Source organism: Janthinobacterium breve (genome assembly GCF_051380895.1).
Taxonomy (GTDB): Bacteria; Pseudomonadota; Gammaproteobacteria; order Burkholderiales; family Burkholderiaceae_D; genus Janthinobacterium.
The window spans coordinates 392,760-409,332 of record NZ_JBNYXY010000007.1 but is presented as its reverse complement, the minus strand read 5'-3'; the positions used below and the strand labels follow the sequence as shown (position 1 = coordinate 409,332).

18 protein-coding genes are annotated in these 16,573 nt (G+C 63.7%); 11 read left to right on the top strand and 7 right to left on the bottom strand.

Going from position 1 to position 16,573, the window contains the following annotated elements:
• Nucleotides 1-130: 130 nt before the first annotated feature.
• Nucleotides 131-700, top strand: coding sequence for a DUF1439 domain-containing protein (locus ACQ4W0_RS16285; RefSeq protein WP_436577665.1), 570 nt, complete (start codon nucleotides 131-133; stop codon nucleotides 698-700).
• A 1-nt stretch (nucleotide 701) separates the two neighbouring features.
• Here the strand turns inward: ACQ4W0_RS16285 and ACQ4W0_RS16280 are convergent, their stop codons facing one another.
• Nucleotides 702-938, bottom strand: coding sequence for a DUF7661 family protein (locus ACQ4W0_RS16280; protein ID WP_436577713.1), 237 nt, complete (start codon nucleotides 936-938; stop codon nucleotides 702-704).
• Nucleotides 939-1,180: 242 nt separating this feature from the next.
• On the opposite strand from ACQ4W0_RS16280, the gene ACQ4W0_RS16275 reads away from it, so the two are divergent.
• On the top strand, nucleotides 1,181-3,223 hold the full coding sequence (locus ACQ4W0_RS16275; protein WP_436577664.1) for a M13 family metallopeptidase: 2,043 nt from the start codon (nucleotides 1,181-1,183) through the stop codon (nucleotides 3,221-3,223).
• Nucleotides 3,224-3,257: 34 nt separating this feature from the next.
• Here ACQ4W0_RS16275 and fdx read toward each other — a convergent pair whose 3' ends face one another.
• From fdx to lpxO, 3 genes are all read right to left on the bottom strand, one after another.
• Entirely contained in the window at nucleotides 3,258-3,590 is a 333-nt protein-coding gene (gene fdx, locus ACQ4W0_RS16270; RefSeq protein WP_436577663.1) for an ISC system 2Fe-2S type ferredoxin, read from the bottom strand.
• Between the two features lie 61 nt (nucleotides 3,591-3,651).
• The gene (locus tag ACQ4W0_RS16265) at nucleotides 3,652-4,050 is read right to left on the bottom strand and encodes a DUF6331 family protein (protein ID WP_436577662.1); all 399 of its coding nucleotides are present in this window, start codon (nucleotides 4,048-4,050) and stop codon (nucleotides 3,652-3,654) included.
• Nucleotides 4,051-4,135: 85 nt separating this feature from the next.
• A complete protein-coding gene (lpxO, locus tag ACQ4W0_RS16260; RefSeq protein WP_070259823.1) occupies nucleotides 4,136-5,035 on the bottom strand; it encodes a lipid A hydroxylase LpxO in 900 nt (299 codons plus the stop codon).
• Between the two features lie 144 nt (nucleotides 5,036-5,179).
• Between lpxO and ACQ4W0_RS16255 the strand changes: the two genes are divergently transcribed.
• From ACQ4W0_RS16255 to ACQ4W0_RS16245, 3 genes are all read left to right on the top strand, one after another.
• Nucleotides 5,180-5,605 (top strand): hotdog fold thioesterase, encoded by a 426-nt coding sequence (locus ACQ4W0_RS16255; protein ID WP_436577661.1) that lies wholly within the window; start codon nucleotides 5,180-5,182, stop codon nucleotides 5,603-5,605.
• A 253-nt stretch (nucleotides 5,606-5,858) separates the two neighbouring features.
• On the top strand, nucleotides 5,859-7,439 hold the full coding sequence (locus ACQ4W0_RS16250) for a methyl-accepting chemotaxis protein (protein WP_436577660.1): 1,581 nt from the start codon (nucleotides 5,859-5,861) through the stop codon (nucleotides 7,437-7,439).
• Between the two features lie 80 nt (nucleotides 7,440-7,519).
• Nucleotides 7,520-8,056 (top strand): CPBP family glutamic-type intramembrane protease, encoded by a 537-nt coding sequence (locus ACQ4W0_RS16245; protein ID WP_436577659.1) that lies wholly within the window; start codon nucleotides 7,520-7,522, stop codon nucleotides 8,054-8,056.
• An 86-nt stretch (nucleotides 8,057-8,142) separates the two neighbouring features.
• On the opposite strand, the gene ACQ4W0_RS16240 is transcribed toward ACQ4W0_RS16245, so the two are convergent.
• The gene (locus ACQ4W0_RS16240; RefSeq protein WP_436577658.1) at nucleotides 8,143-9,654 is read right to left on the bottom strand and encodes an MFS transporter; all 1,512 of its coding nucleotides are present in this window, start codon (nucleotides 9,652-9,654) and stop codon (nucleotides 8,143-8,145) included.
• A 108-nt stretch (nucleotides 9,655-9,762) separates the two neighbouring features.
• Here ACQ4W0_RS16240 and ACQ4W0_RS16235 point away from each other — a divergent pair, with 108 nt between their 5' ends.
• From ACQ4W0_RS16235 to ACQ4W0_RS16210, 6 genes are all read left to right on the top strand, one after another.
• The gene (locus ACQ4W0_RS16235) at nucleotides 9,763-10,656 is read left to right on the top strand and encodes a LysR family transcriptional regulator (protein ID WP_436577657.1); all 894 of its coding nucleotides are present in this window, start codon (nucleotides 9,763-9,765) and stop codon (nucleotides 10,654-10,656) included.
• A gap of 137 nt (nucleotides 10,657-10,793) precedes the next feature.
• On the top strand, nucleotides 10,794-11,291 hold the full coding sequence (locus tag ACQ4W0_RS16230) for a VOC family protein (RefSeq protein WP_436577656.1): 498 nt from the start codon (nucleotides 10,794-10,796) through the stop codon (nucleotides 11,289-11,291).
• Nucleotides 11,292-11,385: 94 nt separating this feature from the next.
• Complete coding sequence (purT, locus tag ACQ4W0_RS16225; RefSeq protein ID WP_436577655.1) at nucleotides 11,386-12,624, top strand: formate-dependent phosphoribosylglycinamide formyltransferase; 1,239 nt, start codon at nucleotides 11,386-11,388, stop codon at nucleotides 12,622-12,624.
• Nucleotides 12,625-12,667: 43 nt separating this feature from the next.
• Nucleotides 12,668-13,384, top strand: a complete 717-nt coding sequence (locus tag ACQ4W0_RS16220) for a DUF6058 family natural product biosynthesis protein (protein ID WP_436577654.1) — start codon at nucleotides 12,668-12,670, stop codon at nucleotides 13,382-13,384.
• Complete coding sequence (locus tag ACQ4W0_RS16215) at nucleotides 13,381-13,827, top strand: DUF6678 family protein (RefSeq protein WP_436577653.1); 447 nt, start codon at nucleotides 13,381-13,383, stop codon at nucleotides 13,825-13,827. The genes ACQ4W0_RS16220 and ACQ4W0_RS16215 overlap by 4 nt, the downstream gene beginning before the upstream one ends.
• 16 nt (nucleotides 13,828-13,843) lie before the next feature.
• The gene (locus tag ACQ4W0_RS16210; protein WP_436577652.1) at nucleotides 13,844-14,581 is read left to right on the top strand and encodes a hypothetical protein; all 738 of its coding nucleotides are present in this window, start codon (nucleotides 13,844-13,846) and stop codon (nucleotides 14,579-14,581) included.
• Here the strand turns inward: ACQ4W0_RS16210 and ACQ4W0_RS16205 are convergent.
• Both ACQ4W0_RS16205 and ACQ4W0_RS16200 read right to left on the bottom strand, forming a co-directional pair.
• The gene (locus tag ACQ4W0_RS16205; RefSeq protein ID WP_436577651.1) at nucleotides 14,568-15,284 is read right to left on the bottom strand and encodes an ABC transporter permease; all 717 of its coding nucleotides are present in this window, start codon (nucleotides 15,282-15,284) and stop codon (nucleotides 14,568-14,570) included. The genes ACQ4W0_RS16210 and ACQ4W0_RS16205 overlap by 14 nt on opposite strands.
• Nucleotides 15,281-16,525, bottom strand: a complete 1,245-nt coding sequence (locus ACQ4W0_RS16200; protein WP_436577650.1) for a glycosyltransferase — start codon at nucleotides 16,523-16,525, stop codon at nucleotides 15,281-15,283. Before ACQ4W0_RS16200 ends, ACQ4W0_RS16205 begins: the two co-directional genes overlap by 4 nt.
• Nucleotides 16,526-16,573 lie beyond the last annotated feature (48 nt).

The following is a 16,573-nucleotide window of genomic DNA, read 5'->3' as shown; positions in this document are numbered from 1 at the left end:
TCATACTGATCGCCTTGTTCGTGCATTAAGACGCAGACGTAAAAGAACGGCGCCCGCCGCAAGCCGGGCGCCGTTTGTGTTGAAGCCGGCGCATGTGTAAGATGGCGCCATCTTTCCACCGAGACTATCCATGAATGTGACCGCTATCCGTCCCTTGCTGAAAACCGCCGCCATCGCCGCTTTTGCCTGTACTGTGCTGGCCTCGTGTTCCACCCTGATCGGCCCGCGCGACGTCAACGTGTCGCTGAGCAAGATGCAGCAAGGCCTGGAGCGCCGCTTTCCCATCGACAAGCGCGTGCTGTCCGTGCTGGACGTCAAGCTGACCCACCCGCAACTGTCCTTGCAGCCCGAGCGTGAACGTGTGGCCCTCAGCGTGGACGCCAGCGTTCTGCCGCCTTTCATCCGCCAGAGCTGGCGCGGCAGCCTGGCCATGTCGGGCCGTTTGGTGCTCGACGCCCAGCGCAACGCCGTCTTCCTGAGCGAAGCGAGCGTGGACAAGGTAAGCATCGACGGCATGGATGAAGCGCAGCAGCGCCAGTTCGCCAAGGTGGCCAGCCTGGTGGCCGACCAGCTCATGCATGAAACGCCCATCTACACCTTCAAGCCCGATGAATTGCGCTATGCGGGCGTGCAGTTCGTGCCCACGCAGATCAGGACCACGGGAAACGGGCTGACAGTGACGTTCGAGCCGGTGAAATAGGCTAGGCCTCGACCGCTGGCGAGCTGATTTGCGTTGCCGTGTTATTGCGCGGCGTCGCCTCTTCATGGAACAGGTCAGCCAGGTATTCGCACAGCGCATCGGCTTGAATATCGTCCGGAATAATGAAATCGGCGGGCCGGCGCTTGCCTTCCGCGCCGAGATAGAATGCGCGCCAGGCGCCCGGATTTCCCCGGATGGCAATCAGCGTGCCGAAAATATTGAATCTGCATTCCTGCATCAAGCTGCTCCAGTCTGAGAGATAGGCGAAGAGATATGGGGCGCGGTTGGCACATCTATTGCAATATAGTAACATTTACTTATCATCGGCGCGGGCCTGCGGTTTGCTTCAGCGCACATCGGATCGCTGGACTTATTCAACGGACATTGTTTCCTCGCAAGCGAGCCGACTATAATCCTGCCTCGCATGCCTGGACACAGCATGTTCTCCAACATGAAGTGAAAACAATTAAAGGAATCTTCGTGAAACGCTCACTCATCAGCGCCGCCTGCTGCGCCTTGCTCGCCTTATCCACGCCGTCGCTGTACGCCCAGCAAGGCGCTGCCGCGCCCGTCTCGGGCATCGACCTGAAAACCCTGGACCCCGCAGTCAGCCCCAGGGATGATTTCTACGGCTACGTCAACGGCGTCTGGACCCGCAATACGGACATCCCGGCCGACAAATCCGTCTGGGGCACGTATATCGAATTGCGCGAAATCGCGCAGGGCCAGCTGCGCGGCCTGATCGACGCCACCCTCAAGAACCCCGGCAAGCCGGGCAGCGAGGCGCACAAGATTGCCGACCTGTACACGAGCTTCATGAACGACAAGGCGCGCAATGCGGCCGGCTTCAAGCCCCTGCGCGCCGAACTGGCCCGCGTTGCTAGCGTGAAAGACAAGAAAGACTTGCCGGCGCTGTTCGCTTATTTGCAAGGCAATGGCATCGCCACGCCGTTTTCCGCCTATGTGGCGCCCGATGCGCAAGACCCGGAGCGCTACACGGTCAACATCAGCCAGTCCGGCCTGGGCTTGCCTGACCGCGATTATTACCTGAAGGAGGACGATGCCAAGCTGCAGGCCGTGCGCGCCAAATACCTCAAGCATATCGAAACCATGCTGGCCATGAGCGGCGACCAGGCAGCCGCCGAACACGCGGCGCAAATCCTCGACATCGAAACGCGCCTGGCGGCCGTGCAATGGACGCGCGTGCAGATGCGCGACCCCGTCAAGTCGTACAACCGCGTCGATTTCGACAAATTCACGGCACTGGCGCCCGCTTTCGACTGGAAAGCCTACTTTGCCGCCGCCGGCCTGGCGAAAAAGGAAAGCTCGGCCGTGGTACGCCAGCCCAGCTTCATGACAGGCTTTTCCGACACCGTGGCCGCCGTGCCACTGGCATCGTGGAAGAGCTACCTGAACTGGCGCATCATCGAAAGCTATGCCTCCTACCTCGACAGCGCTACCGTCAAGGAGCGCTTCGCCTTCGACGGCACGGTGCTGCGCGGCGTGCCGCAAAGCGAACCGCAGTGGCAGCTGGCGCTGCGCTTCACGGACAACGCCATCAGCGATGCCGTCGGCAAGCGTTACGTGGAAATGTATTTGCCGCCGGAAACCCGGCCCCGCGTAATGGCCATGTTCGACAATTTCGTCGCCTCGTTCAAGGATGGCATCGAGCAGCTCGACTGGATGGGCCCGGAAACCAAGAAGGAAGCCCAGCTCAAGCTGGCAGCCTTGAAGCCGAAGATCGCGTATCCGGATACCTGGCGCGACTACAGCAGCATGCAGACGCAGCCGAACGACCTGATCGCCAACGTGCGCGCCTCGCGCGCCTGGAGCCGCCAGCAAAACCTGGACAAGCTGGGCAAACCCGTCGACCGCGACGAATGGTCGATGACGCCGCAAACCGTCAACGCCAGCTACAGCCCGTCGCTGAACGCCATCACGATCCCGGCCGCCATCCTGCAGCCGCCATTTTTCAATGTGAAAGCGGAAGATGCCGTCAATTACGGCTTGCTGGGCATCACCTTCGGCCATGAAATCAGCCATGCCTTCGACGATTCGGGCAGCCAATACGATGCCAAGGGCCGTTTGCGCAACTGGTGGACGGCGGAAGACCGCACGGCCTTCAAGGCGCTGGCCGCCGGCCTCGTCAAGCAATATGGCGCCTACAGCCCCGTGCCGGGCTACCACATCAATGGCGAACTGACCCTGGGCGAAAACATCGGCGACAATTCCGGCCTGTCGATCACTTACAAGGCCTACCAACGTTCGCTCGGTGGCAAGCCGTCGCCCGTACTCGACGGCCTGACGGGCGAACAGCGCCTGTACATCGGCTTTGCGCAGAAATGGCGCGCGAAATTGCGTCCCGAGGCGGCCATCGCCCAGATCAAGAGCGATCCCCATTCGCCGGGCGAATTCCGCGCCAAGGGCACGGTGAAGAACCAGCCGGGCTTTTATGAAGCGTTCGGCATCAAGCCGGGTGACCCGATGTATTTGCCGCCCGAGCAACGCGTGATCATGTGGTAAGCATGGTCAGGTAAGCAGGCCGCCACGCCCGGGACTATTCCTTGGCGTGGTTCAGCGTGTACCTGGGCAGCTCCAAGGTCAAGTCTTCCTGGGCGATTCGCGCCTGGCACGACAGGCGCGAGTGGGGCTGCAAGCCCCAGGCCTGGTCGAGCATGTCGTCTTCATTATCGCCCAGTGCATTGAGCGAGTCGAAACCCTGCACCACGACTACGTGGCAGGTGGAACAGGCGCCCACCTGGCCGCAGGCGTGTTCCATGTCAATGTTATTGAGCAGCAAGGCGTCGCAAATGCTCATTTTCTCTGGCGCGTCGAAGACGGCGCCGTCGGGGGCCAGCTCGGGATGGGGCAGGATGGTGATCTGGGGCATGCGGGATTCTCCTCGGTTATCTTTCAATAGCGTCACCTTGGACCTTCCCGCCTTGGCAAGGTCAAGCCCCTGCGCGATCCTGTGCGACGATGCACGCGTCCAGATGGTCGAGCCATTGTAGGAACACACGTTTATCCGCAAAGTGATTCATCGTGGCACTCGTCAATACATCGCTGGCCGCCGCCGTCACGGCCACCTTGGCCGCTGAGCAGGCGGCATGCAGTTGCGCACGATCCAGTTCCAGCAGCGCCGTCGCGATGCCTGTGCGCGTGAAGTCGTAGGCATCCATGCCGCAACAGCCGGCCACGCAATGCGTTTCCAGGCGGTAAATCAGCGGCCACAGCCCTCCCAGCAGGGCATCGATGTCGATGGCCTGGTCGTAGCGCCCTGCAATGTCGACGAATTCAATCCAGGCATCATCGGCAATCTGGATATCGTATTGGCGGTTGCGTTCGGTCATTTTTCAACATTTTCCTGGACAGTGGCATCGCATTATAAAAAAACCGCTCGAAGGCGGTTTTCTTATGCGGGAGACACCGCGTCAACTAGATAAAGTAGATCAGCGCGATCACGCCCACGACGAGGGCCACGCGGGTGACCTGGTACGCCGTCTTGTTCCACGCCTTGAAGCGGCGGCGGTACTGGCCCATGGTCCAGGAAATCTGGAACAGCTTGCTCACGCCGCCCACCTGGTCGCCCAGTTCGTTGGGCGAGGCGGCGGCCGTCATCAGGGTGCGGCCCAGCCAGCGGTTCAGGCCTTGCGCCCAGCGGTAGCGCATCGGGCGTTCGATGTCGCAGAACAGGATGATGCGGTCGCTGTCGGCATCGTTGCGTGCCCAGTGGATATACGTTTCATCGAACATCACGGCCTGGCCGTCGCGCCAGCTGTGGCGTTCGCCATCGACGTCGATGAAGCAGCGGTCGTCGTTCGGCGTCTGCAAGCCCAGGTGGTAGCGCAGCGAGCCGGCGAACGGATCACGGTGCGGGTTGAGTTTGCCGCCTTGCGGCAGTTCCGCAAACATGGCCGCCTTGATCGAGGGAATCGATTGCAGCAGCGCATAGGTTTGCGGGCACATTTGCTGTGCCGACGGGTGATTCGCGTCATACCATTTCAGGTAGAAACGTTTCCAGCCATACTTGAAGAAGGAATTGAAGCCCACGTCATTGTTTTTTTCAGCCGCCTTGATCTTTTTCATTTCCTGCATGCGCAACGCTTCATCGCGGATGATTTGCCAGTTCTGCTGCAGCGGCGCCAGTTCCGGAAATTGATCGACGGAAAGATATGGCGTGGCCGGCACCTTGGAAAAGGTGTGCATGAACAGGTTCAGCGGCGCCATGAACGAGGAGTGATCGAAGATCTGGCGGCGAAACGGCAGGCGCACCTTGCCACGAAAATGAATATGTAAAACAGAAAACACAAAAATGCCCAGCAAGGCCCACTTCATACACAACCTCGTTTTTTAAGAATGGGGCAATTATAACCAGTTAATGTCAGCGCCACCCCGTGCCACGGTGAAGGAAAGATGAAGCAGCACGCGCGCGCCGGCTGTCCTACAATGGTTTTTTCTCCACACTTATCCGAGGTAACAATGGAAATCTGGCACGCACCGCTTGACCTGGCTACGCTTAACGCCGCTAGCGAGGGCACGGCCATGCGCCACCTGGGCATCGCATTCACGGCATTTGGCCCAGACTGGATCGAAGCGACCATGCCCGTCGACCACCGCACCATGCAGCCGTTCAAGCTGCTGCATGGCGGCGCATCGGTCTTGCTGGCCGAAACCCTGGGCAGCATGGCCGCGAATGCCTGCCTCGATTCCACCCGTCACGTCAGCGTGGGGCAGGAAATCAACGCCAACCACGTGCGCGGCGTGCGCGGTGGCCATGTGACGGGACGCGCCACGCCGATACACCGGGGCCGCAGCAGCCAGGTGTGGGAAATTCGCATCGTCGATGACGACGGCAAACTGTGCTGCATCTCGCGCATCACCATGGCCGTCATCGACGCCCCTTGACTTGCATCAAAGCATTAAAAGCGAGCGCGTGAAATCATCCAGAACGCCGTTCGCTTATAATTCAGTGTGCTGTTGTACGCGCGCGGGAGTTTTTCCGCGCGCGTGGACATTGCCCGAAATAGAAGCTGACTGCCCAAAAAACGCCAGTTAGAGTCCCATCCTGCGACATGCAGGAAAGGTAACACGACGGTAAGCAGATCGCCGGTTCTAGCGGAACCGGCAACACTCAACTTTAAACAGGGCAATAACAACAATGATGTCATTCAATCGTTTGACGATAGGCGCGCGCCTGAGCGCAGGCTTCGGGCTGCTGGTTTTACTGATGCTGGTGTTGGCCGCGTTTGCGCTGCTGCGCATCGGCGCCATCTCCGGCGCCATGGACGCGCAGGACAAGGTACAGCTGGAAAAACTCGACCCACTGTACGTGGCGCGCGAAGCGCTCGACCAGACGGGCCTGGCTGCCCGCAACGCGTATATCTTCCATGACCAGGCCGCCGCAGAAAAAGAACTGGCCATCCTCGACAGCCAGAAGGCACTGTACCTGGACGCGCTGGCCAGGCTGGCGCCGCAGTTCGCCGGCGATCCCCAATTCGAGAAAGTCAGCACGGGTCTGAAAACCATGGCGCAGGAATTGCAGCGTCCGCGCCAGTTCCGCGCCACGGGACAGATGGAGCAGTACGGCACCTTCCTCGTCGAGGAGTGCAGCCCCCTGCGGCGCCAGATCGTCGCCGACATCGATGCCGTCCTGAAAAACGTGCAGCGCGAATCGGAGCAGGCCAGCGTGGCCGCGCGCGCCATCTATGGCCAGTCGCTGCGCTGGATCGGCGTGCTGGCCGCGCTCAGCGTGCTTATCTGCATCGCGGTGGCCACCGTCATCACGCGCGGCCTGCTGCGCCAGCTGGGCGGCGAACCGGCATATGCGGCCTCGATCGCCGGGCGCATCGCGCTGGGCGAACTGGCCATCGACGTGTACACGCGCCACGGCGACGACAGCAGCTTGTTGTTTGCCATCAAGACCATGCGCGACAACCTCGCCGCCATCGTCGGCAAGGTGCGCCACGGTACGGAAAGCATCGCCACGGCCTCGACCGAGATTGCTTCGGGCAACCGTGACCTGTCGCAGCGCACGGAGCAGCAGGCCAGCTCGCTGGAAGAAGTGGCGTCATCGATGGAAGAACTGATTTCCGCCGTGCGCCAGAATGCGGACAACGCGCAGCAGGCGAACCGTTTGGCGCGCGAAGCGTCGACCGTGTCGGAGCAGGGCGGCAAGGCGGTGGCCGAAGTGGTGCATACCATGGGCCTCATCAATGCTTCGTCGAACAAGATCGTCGACATCATCGGCGTGATCGACAGTATCGCCTTCCAGACCAATATCCTGGCCTTGAACGCGGCCGTGGAAGCGGCGCGCGCAGGTGAACAGGGGCGCGGTTTCGCCGTGGTCGCCACCGAGGTGCGCAGCCTGGCGCAGCGCTCCGCCGCCGCCGCGCGCGAAATCAAGGCCTTGATCGACGATTCCGTCAGCAAGGTGGGCACGGGCACGGTGCTCGTCGAGCAGGCGGGCGCCACCATGCATGAGGTGGTGGCCGGCATCGGCAGGGTGACGGGCATCATGGCCGAGATCAGCCACGCCACGCAGGAGCAGGGCGCCGGCATCGAGCAAGTCAACCGCGCCATTGTCGACATGGACCGCGTCACCCAGCAAAACGCGGCCCTGGTGGAGCAGGCGGCCGCTGCCGCGCACGAGTTGCAGCAGCAGGCAGCCCAGCTGGAACAGGAAGTGGGGATCTTCAAACTGGCGCAGCCGGCCAACGCTCCCCTGCGCCTGGCGGCCTGAGGCCGATAGCGCACCAGCGCGGCGCGCCAACGGCCTTATTACGCGCTACAATGAGAGCTGGATCACCGCTAGGACTTCTCATGCAAGTGCGCAGCAGCCACGATCTATCCAGCCCGGACGACGACAAACCGGCGCCGCCCGTGCTGCAGCTGGCCCTCGCCGGCCTGGGCTGGGGCTTGCTGACCTGCATGCTGTGCTTTGTGATCCTGTTCGTCACCAAATGGCTGCTGCCGCCCGAATACTGGGGCGCACACACGGGCTTGACCAAGTTCAAGCGCGAAATGTCGCTGCCCCTGCTGGTGTTCTGGGTCGTCATCTATTCTCCCATCCTGGAAACCTTCCTGGGCCAGCTGCTGCCGCTGGAAATCCTCAAGCGCCTGGGCGCCAGCCGCCAGCTGAGCATTGTCATCGGCGCCATCCTGTGGGGCATCGTGCATTTCATCAGCGGTGGCTTGCTGCACGCCATCGTCGCGCTGGGCTCGGGCGCCATGTTCAGCTTTGTCTACCTGCGCTACCGCGAACCGGGCGTGGCCGTTGCCTATGCGACGACGACATTTTCCCGTGCCTGCAACAATATCGCCGTCCTCGTTGCCGTGTTTTACGGCCTGGACGCCTAAAGCACCTTCCAAAACCTACTGCGCGTTGGTATAGGCGGCCTGCGATGCTCACCGTACTTTAGTACGGTTGCGCTTCTCGACCACCTCTACCTTCCGCTCGCTACGGTTTTGTTAGGTGCTTTTTTCTTCCTGAGCAAGTACGGCACCAGCGCCGCCAGCGCCACGGCCAGCCACGCCAAAGCGCCCAGCAACTGGCGGAAGGCGGCGTCATAGCTGGCGCGCAGCAGTGTTTCCTGGCCGCCCAGCAGCTGTGTTGCTTGTTGGATATCACCGAGCGCGGCGCGGCTGGCAGCCGCCAGCACGGGCAGATCGGCGGGCAATTGCCGCGCCAGATCCGTGCCGATCAGGCCGGCCAGCACGGCGCCCGCCAGGGCCAGCGCCACGCCGTCGGCGCTGATGCGCACGGTATTGAAGATGCCCGTCGCCATGCCGGCCTTCTCTGTTTCCACCACGTTCAAGGCCATGCCGTCCATCAAGCCCCACGGCAAGCCGATGCCCACGCCGATCAGCAGCAGCGGTCCGGCCAGCGCCGCGCCGCCGCCATGGCCCAGCACCTGCGTCAGCCAGGCCAGCCCACAGGCCGCCAGCAGCAGTCCCGCCGCGCACAGGGTGCCGGCCTTGACCCAGTGCAATAGCAGCGCCGCCAGCATGGGCACGAGCAGCAGCGGCGCGGCCAGGGCGATCATCAGGCGGCCCGCCGCCAGCGCCGACATATTGTCGATGCCGATGAAGCGCCCCGGCAGCATGACGATGAGCGCGATGAACAGGAAGGCGGGCGACGCGGCCAGCACTTGCACGGCGACAAAGCGGCGCTGGCGGAACAGCGTCAAGTCCAGCATGGGCTGCGCCGTCCTGCGTTCGATCGCGATAAAAATGAAAAACAGCGCCACGGACGAGGCGACGGGCACAAGCACGGCCCCGCTGCGCCAGCCGTGTTCGGGCACCAGCAGCATGCCCAGGGTCAGCAGGGCCAGCGCGACGCTGAAGCTGAGGGCGCCGGGCCAGTCCAGCCGGCCCTTGCTGCGCGGCGGATCGGCCGGCACGCTGCACAGCACCAGTAGCGCGCCGATGGCGCCCAGCGCGGCCGTGGCGTAAAAGATGGCGGGCCAGCGGGCCAGCGCCAGCACGGCGCCCGCCGCCAGCGGACCGAAAGCCAGGCCCAGGCCGAAGGTGGTGCCCAGCATGCTCATCACGCGGCTGCGCGCCGCGCCGTGGAACAGGGGCGCCAGCGAAGACATGGCGGCGGCAAACGCGGCTGCGCCGCCGAGGCCTTGCACGAAGCGCAGCGCGGCGATCCATGCCACCGAAGGCGCGATGGCGATGGCCAGGGTTGCCACGCAAAACAGTGCCAGCCCCGCCAGCCAGACCCGGCGCCGTCCCAGCACATCCGTCAGACTGCCCGCCACCATCATGGCGCTGCCATAGCTGAGGATATATGCATTGATGACACAGTTCAGGGCGGCGGCGCTGCCGTGCAATTCGGCGCCGAGGGCGGGCAGCGCCACGGCCGGGCCCGTGAAGCACAGGGGAATCAGCAGCCCCGTCAGGCAGGCGGCCAGCACTTGCAGGGGGAGTGAAAGACGTGAGGATGAGGGCATGGGATCGGCTCGGAAAGTAGGAACGGCGAGTATGGCGCGCCCGTCATCGAAGAAAAATGGGCTAAACTGATGAGCATATCGGACAAAAATGTCTTGAATGGAGCGCGGATGGATAGCTTGGGTGGTATCGCGATGTTCGTGCAAGTGGCCGACAGCGGCAGTTTTTCGGCCACGGGCCGGCTGCTGGGCCTGTCATCGTCGGCCGTCGGCAAGAGCGTGGCGCGCATGGAGGCGCGGCTGGGCGCGCGCCTGTTCCAGCGCAGCACGCGGCATCTGGCGCTGACGGCGGAAGGGGAAAAGTTTTTGCAGCGCTGCAAGCGCATCCTGGCCGAAGTGGAAGCGGCCGAGCGGGAGCTGGGCGAATCGAGCGGCGCGCCCAGCGGCCGCCTGCGCATCAGCCTGCCACGCTACAGCGGCCTGTTCGAACCGGCCATCGGCGCGTTCATGCAAGCCTATCCCGCCATCGAACTGGACCTCGATTTCTCCGACGCCATGGTCAATATCGTCAGCGACGGCTTTGACGCCGCCGTGCGCACGGGCGAGCTGGCCGACTCTGGCTTGATGCGGCGCAAACTATGTACGTTCCGGCGCCTGCTGGTGGCGTCGCCCGCCTACCTGGCGCGCCATGGGCGGCCCGCCGATGGTCCCGGGCTGCTGCGCCACGCTCGCCTCGACTACCGTTTTCCCGCCACGGGCCGCCGGGAACAGTGGCCGCTGGTGGACGAGGCAGCCCAGCCGGCGCCCGGCATGGTCTGCAACAGCGTGGAAATGCGCGTCTTCCTGGCCGTGCAAGGGCAGGGCATTGCCTACCTGCCCGCATTTGCCGTGCAGCGCGAGCTGGCGGCTGGGCAACTGGTTTCGCTGCTGGACGAGCATACGCAGGCGCGCACGGCCTTCTGGCTGCTGTGGCCGGCCAGCCGCCACCTGCCGCCGCGCCTGCGCGTGTTGATCGATTTCCTGGTGGAGCAATTGCAGGATCAGACTTTCGGAACGCAGCCCTGACGGCTGCTCTTCCCCTGGCGGCGCCGTAGCTGCATGTGCATGGCGCCACCGCGCGCCATGGCTGCGCAATAGTGACTATATTGGTAGTTATCCTTCCCGCGCGGGGAGGTATTCCTATTCCGGACTAGGGAGGCATCATGCACAGCGTACAAAAGATTAGCCCATGTTTATGGTTTAACGGCAACGCCGAGGCGGCGGCCCGGTTTTATACGGAAATATTTCCCAATTCGATAGTGGGCCAGATCCTGCGCTACGGCGAGGAGGGCCGGGAAATCCACGGCCAGGCGCCGGGCAGCGTGCTGACGGTGGCATTCGAACTCGATGGCCAGACGTTTACGGGCTTGAATGGCGGGCCCTTGTTCCAGTTTTCCGAAGCCATCTCGTTCCAGGTCAATTGCGAAACCCAGGACGAGGTCGACCACTACTGGAACCGGCTGTCCGAAGGCGGGCCGCCGGAAGCCCAGCAATGCAGTTGGCTCAAGGACCAGTTCGGGGTATCCTGGCAAATCGTGCCCACCCTCATGATCCGCCTGCTGACGGACCCCGATCCCGTCAAGGCCCAGCGCGTGATGAAAGCCATGATGGGCATGAAAAAGATCGACATCGAGAAGATCAAGCGGGCCTATGCGGGCTAGTGCCGCTCGCCGCACGCTAGCGCGGCGCCCTGTCCAAGATGGCTGGCATTTGTTATAGTCCCAGCCATCTTTCCTTCCGCCTACAGACCCTGCCATGACCACTAGCATCAGCAGCACTAGCAGCATCATCGCGCCCCGCATCTTCGGCACGCCCCTGTCTTCCACCGCCATCAAAGTCATGTTGCTGGGCTCGGGCGAACTGGGCAAGGAAGTGATCATCTCGCTGCAGCGACTGGGCGTGGAAGTGATCGCCGTCGACCGCTATCCGAACGCGCCGGGTCACCCCGTGGCGCACCGCTCGCACGTGATCGACATGAGCGACGGCGTGGCCCTGGCGGCCCTGATCGACCTGGAAAAGCCGGACCTGATCGTGCCGGAAATCGAAGCCATCGCCACCGATACCCTGGCGGCGCTGGAAGCGGCGGGCCAGATCACCTGCATCCCGAACGCGCGCGCCGCCGTGCTGACAATGAACCGCGAAGGCATCCGCACGCTGGCGGCCGAAACGCTCGGCGTGGCGACCTCGCCATACCGCTTCGCCAGCAGCCTGCAGGAGTTGCAGCTGGCGTGTCAGGAAATCGGCTTTCCCTGCGTCGTGAAACCCGTGATGTCGTCGTCGGGCAAGGGCCAGTCCAAATTGGATAGCGCCGCTGACGTGGAAACGGCGTGGGCGTATGCGGCCAGCGGCGGCCGGGTCGACACGGGCCGGGTCATCGTCGAAGGCTTCATCGACTTCGATTACGAAATCACCCTGCTGACGGTGCGGGCCGTGGGCGCGTCTGGGCAAATTGAAACGCAGTTCTGCGAGCCGATCGGCCACTTGCAGGTACAGGGCGATTACGTGGAATCGTGGCAGCCGGCCCGCATGGCGCCGCTGGCCCTCGAGCGTTCGCGCGACATCGCCCGCAAGGTGACGGATAACTTGGGCGGCCTTGGCCTGTTCGGCGTGGAACTGTTCGTCAAGGACGACATGGTGTGGTTCTCGGAAGTGAGCCCCCGTCCGCACGACACGGGCATGGTCACCATGGCCAGCCAGGTGCAGAGCGAATTCGAATTGCACGCGAAAGCCATCCTGGGCTTGCCCGTCAACGTGGCCCTGCGTTCGCCCGCCGCTTCGGCCGTCATCTACGGACAGCTGGAAGCGAAGGGCATCGCCTTCGAAGGCGTGGCCGACGCCTTGAGCGTGCCGGGGGCGGATTTGCGCCTGTTCGGCAAGCCGGAATCGTTCGCCCGCCGCCGCATGGGCGTGGCGCTGGCCACGGCCGACGATATCGACACGGCCCGCGCGCGCGCCGTGCTGGCCGCGTCCAAAGTGAAGCCGGTGGCGAAGTAAGGCTGTCTGCGGATGAAACAGTGATTAACATGGAAGCGGGCGCATGACAGAACTCGATCATTATCTCGCGCAGCACTATCTGGACGAGACGCAATTGGCGGCAGCCGCCGCCATGGCCATGCAAGAAATCGATGCTCTGATCCAGGCTGGCCTGGTTCCCGCGCCCGCGTATGTGGTCGATGACAGCGGCAAGGTGTGCTCGTTCGTCTTTGGCGCCATGGCGGCGCCCGGGTCCAGGGCTGGCCGCTACTTCCCGCCGTCCCAACTGGCCTGGATCGCCATTGCGCGTGACGCTGTTGCCGAGAGTACGGCGCACGCCGCGCAAGAGCGCTTGCAGGCACAATTTACTTCCCGCTATGCGGCCGCGCTGGGGACCTTGAACCTGACGACCTGGCGCCTGCGCGACAGCTTCGACGACAGTGGCGCGCCGATAGCGGAGGGCTTGCGCGCCCGTACCGACAGCGCCTGGACGTATTTTTTGAACGGCACGTTTTCCCTGTGCGTCGCCCATCCCATGTCGGAGGCGCACATCGCCTGGAAAGAAGTGCTGCAGGAAAAGCTCGCGCAGCAAAGCGAGAATGGCAGCAAGACGCTGTTGTCGCAACAGCAGGCGCAGGAAATGCATGCACTGATCGATGCCTATGCCATGGCCGCCATGCCTTTTTCGCCCGTCGAATATGCCTTGAGCAGCCGCAAGCGACTGGTCGAGGATCTGCGGGCGAACATCCGCGTGGACCACAGGGAATGGACGCCTGCATGACCGCATCGGCGACGCACAGCTTGCCGCTGGCCGACGCCGGCGGCGACGACATCAAGCGCAAGCTGCGTGGCCACATCGCGCGGCGCAACCTGGCGGGCGCCGCCAACGACTGCAAGTGGAACGAACTGCTGGCCTTCATGCGCGGGCAGGACGAATGGCTGCCGTCGTACCGCTATGGTTCAGTGTCCGGCTACGTCTCGCGCTGGGATACGGAATGGGATTACCACCCGCCGTTCCCGTTCATGGGCGTGGAATGGTTCGACATCGGCCTGACCTCGGAAGAACATGTGGGCATGCTGCTGCCAAAGAAAATCATCGACCACGGCGTGTGGATCGTGCCGGAACTGGAACGCATCGGCTTCGATTTCGAGGTGCGGGACCGGGTGGCGCGCATCTGGGGCTATTTGCCCCGCAATTATCACGACTTTCCACCCGCTGACTAATTCAAAGAGTACTCTCATGCCTGATAACGACATTCCCCAAGTACCGCAACCGGACGACGCCGTCGTCGGCAAGGAAGCAGGCGCGCAGATGCTGGCCACGGCCTGCGCTGCGCGCGACGCCTTTTATGCCACTCTGGGCGTCATGGACGCCGACGTGCTGGCACCGCTGGTCAATCCCGCCTTCATGGGAGGCCCCCGCTGGCCGTCACTGCGCCAGGCCTGGCGCGTGATCCGCCGGCCCGGCTCGATCGTGATCGCCAGCGATGGCTTGAGCGACCCGTTCGAAGATGACGACGACGTCTTCGTGCCGCGCGGCCATTTGCTGGAAGTGTGCATCGAGGCACCGCTGGCCGCCTTCGACGGCCAGGAAGTGGCGCAGTCCTGGCTCTTCGACCTCATTTACCAGGTCAGCCAGAACGTGGCCGATCACGGCTCCATCGATTTGCTGCTGCAGCGCCACGGCAGCGTATCGATGGTGCTGGACTTGCAGGATGCGCCAAAGGGACTGGAAGACGACAACGAACAGGTGGGTGTACTGCTGGCCCAAGGCACGGCCACGCTTCCCCCAACGTTCGACACGCCGTATGGGGAAGTGATGCTGCTCACCATCACCGTGCTGCAGCCGGCGGAACTGGCGTATATCAGCGAGGCCGAAGACAAGGCCCAATCGCGGCGCGACCTGGCCGCCGCGCTGGCCACCTCGCCGACGGGGCATCTGAGCGTCGCCAAGCGGCCGGCCGTCATTCCCCGCTAGTTTTTTCGGCCGGCACGGCAGTTGCGGGTGCTGGCGTTTCTTCCGTTTTCTGCGCTTCCTTCGTTTCCTTCTCTTCAATGACGGCGGGTGGTGGCTCGCGCCACTTGCCCGCCGCCTTCAGCTTGTTTTTCAGCCCTGGCAAGGGAAAGCCCAGCGCATAGGCTTTTTGCGCGTGCGCGCTGGCCTTCTCGTATTCCTTCTTTTTGACATACATCAGGCCCAGGTTGTACTGGATGGTGGCCTGCTCGGGCGCCAGGCGGCTGGCTGCGTCCAGCTGTTCCATCGCCGTCGCATCCTGGCCCATGGCCAGCAGGTAGTTGCCATACACCATGCGCGCCGTCACGTCATGCGGCGCGAAGGCGATCGCCCGTTCGAAGTAGCAGCTGACCGTATAGCGGGCGCCGACGGGCTGCGCGCTTTTCAGGCGCAAGCCCAGCTTGGCCATCGAGGCCAGCGCCCGGTGGTGATTCGGAAAGTGTTCGAGCGTGTAGCTGATGTCGCCCCCCAGGCTGCCCGTCATGCCTTGCGTGAGCGTTTCCACGGCGCGCGAAAAATGGAATTTCTCGACCACGGACAGGCCGTCGCGGTCTTCCGCGCTCGTATAGTCGCCGCCCGGGGTGTGCTTCACGTAGGGCGGGCATTCGGCAGCGCCGGCATGGGCGCAGCAGGCGGCCAGGGCGCAGGCAAATATCAGGTGTTTCATGCTGTTCTCCTGTGGCTGACCTGGTCCAGCAAGTCGGCCAGGGCGTTGCTGCGGGCTTGCCGCGATTGCAGGGCGACGACAGCGGGGCTGGCCAGCGGCGCGCGGCCCTGGCGCGCCAGTTCCAGGAAGCGCAGCAGGGCGCGCGCGCAGTCGCTGCTGGAAGCGAGCTGGCCGATGGTGTCGATGCCGCAGTGGCGCAGCTTGGCCGCGCTGTCGCCGGCCAGGTCGGTCAGCGCCAGGATGGGCCGGCGGCAGCGCAGGTATTCATACAGCTTGGCGGGAATCTGCGCGTTGCAATTGGCAGCCTGCAGCAACAGCAAGCCGTCGGCCGCCAGCATTTCCTGCAGCGCCGTGCCGTGCGGCTGCAACGGTTCCAGGCGTACCAGGTCCAGGATGCCGTATTTCACCAGCAGGCTGGCCAGCCATGCATCGTGGCCCGTGGCGCGCAGCACCAGCTGGAAATTATGCGCATGCAGCACGCCGTCGTGGCGCAGCCTGGCCAGGGCCTCGAACAGCGCTTGCGGATCGCGCTCGGACGGATAGATCACGCCGCTGTGCAGCAGCTGGAAGCGGCTGCGGCGGCCTTGCGGCCCGTCCAGCGGTGCGGCGCCTTCGTCATCATCATGACCATTTTCGATCAGGCAGAAGCGCTCGCGCCCAACGTGCGCCAGGCGCCGCCGGTGCGCGTCGATGGCGCCTGGCGTGGTGCAGACGATGGCTGAGCTGCGCGCCGCGATGCGCTGTTCGATCCAGGCATGCATGCGGTGCAAACGCGCTTCGGGCGGATACAGCGCCAGCGGATCGCTGTCGTCCAACATGGGGTCGCGCTGGTCGGCGATCCACGGCAGGCCGCTGAGTTTTTGCAAGGTCATCGCGATCAGGTGCGCTGTGGCGATCGGGTAGGTGGACCAGATGGCGTCGGGGCGGTACTGTCGAATCATGCGCATGCCGGCCGGCACGGCGCTCAACCACCAGGAACTCCAGCGGTCGGGCAGCGCCAGGCAGCGCGGATAACGTCCGGCGATGGCCAGGTGGCGCGCCGCGTCCAGCGCCAGGGTGCGCCGCACGGTGGCTTGCGCGCCGATCTGCGCCAGCTGCGTATCGCCCCGCTGCGCATACGCGAGCGGCGCGGGACTGAGCACCAGCGGCTGCCAGCCGCAGTCGGGCAAATGGCGCGCGAAGCCCAGGGTGCGCAGGATGCCGCTGCCGCCAGCAAGCGGCGGAAAATGGTAGGCGAGCATCAGCACCCGTTTTGGTCGGGCCGCGTTCGGCCGGGCAGCGTTTGGCGT

What these genes read in the sequence shown, in the direction of transcription:
- ACQ4W0_RS16285 (WP_436577665.1), top strand. Translation starts at nt 131, where the DNA reads ATGAATGTGACCGCTATCCGTCCCTTGCTGAAAACCGCCGCCATCGCC.
- ACQ4W0_RS16280 (WP_436577713.1), bottom strand. Translation starts at nt 938, where the DNA reads ATGCAGGAATGCAGATTCAATATTTTCGGCACGCTGATTGCCATCCGG.
- fdx (WP_436577663.1), bottom strand. Translation starts at nt 3,590, where the DNA reads ATGCCCCAGATCACCATCCTGCCCCATCCCGAGCTGGCCCCCGACGGC.
- ACQ4W0_RS16265 (WP_436577662.1), bottom strand. Translation starts at nt 4,050, where the DNA reads ATGACCGAACGCAACCGCCAATACGATATCCAGATTGCCGATGATGCC.
- lpxO (WP_070259823.1), bottom strand. Translation starts at nt 5,035, where the DNA reads ATGAAGTGGGCCTTGCTGGGCATTTTTGTGTTTTCTGTTTTACATATT.
- ACQ4W0_RS16255 (WP_436577661.1), top strand. Translation starts at nt 5,180, where the DNA reads ATGGAAATCTGGCACGCACCGCTTGACCTGGCTACGCTTAACGCCGCT.
- ACQ4W0_RS16250 (WP_436577660.1), top strand. Translation starts at nt 5,859, where the DNA reads ATGATGTCATTCAATCGTTTGACGATAGGCGCGCGCCTGAGCGCAGGC.
- ACQ4W0_RS16245 (WP_436577659.1), top strand. Translation starts at nt 7,520, where the DNA reads ATGCAAGTGCGCAGCAGCCACGATCTATCCAGCCCGGACGACGACAAA.
- ACQ4W0_RS16240 (WP_436577658.1), bottom strand. Translation starts at nt 9,654, where the DNA reads ATGCCCTCATCCTCACGTCTTTCACTCCCCCTGCAAGTGCTGGCCGCC.
- ACQ4W0_RS16235 (WP_436577657.1), top strand. Translation starts at nt 9,763, where the DNA reads ATGGATAGCTTGGGTGGTATCGCGATGTTCGTGCAAGTGGCCGACAGC.
- ACQ4W0_RS16230 (WP_436577656.1), top strand. Translation starts at nt 10,794, where the DNA reads ATGCACAGCGTACAAAAGATTAGCCCATGTTTATGGTTTAACGGCAAC.
- purT (WP_436577655.1), top strand. Translation starts at nt 11,386, where the DNA reads ATGACCACTAGCATCAGCAGCACTAGCAGCATCATCGCGCCCCGCATC.
- ACQ4W0_RS16220 (WP_436577654.1), top strand. Translation starts at nt 12,668, where the DNA reads ATGACAGAACTCGATCATTATCTCGCGCAGCACTATCTGGACGAGACG.
- ACQ4W0_RS16215 (WP_436577653.1), top strand. Translation starts at nt 13,381, where the DNA reads ATGACCGCATCGGCGACGCACAGCTTGCCGCTGGCCGACGCCGGCGGC.
- ACQ4W0_RS16210 (WP_436577652.1), top strand. Translation starts at nt 13,844, where the DNA reads ATGCCTGATAACGACATTCCCCAAGTACCGCAACCGGACGACGCCGTC.
- ACQ4W0_RS16205 (WP_436577651.1), bottom strand. Translation starts at nt 15,284, where the DNA reads ATGAAACACCTGATATTTGCCTGCGCCCTGGCCGCCTGCTGCGCCCAT.
- ACQ4W0_RS16200 (WP_436577650.1), bottom strand. Translation starts at nt 16,525, where the DNA reads ATGCTCGCCTACCATTTTCCGCCGCTTGCTGGCGGCAGCGGCATCCTG.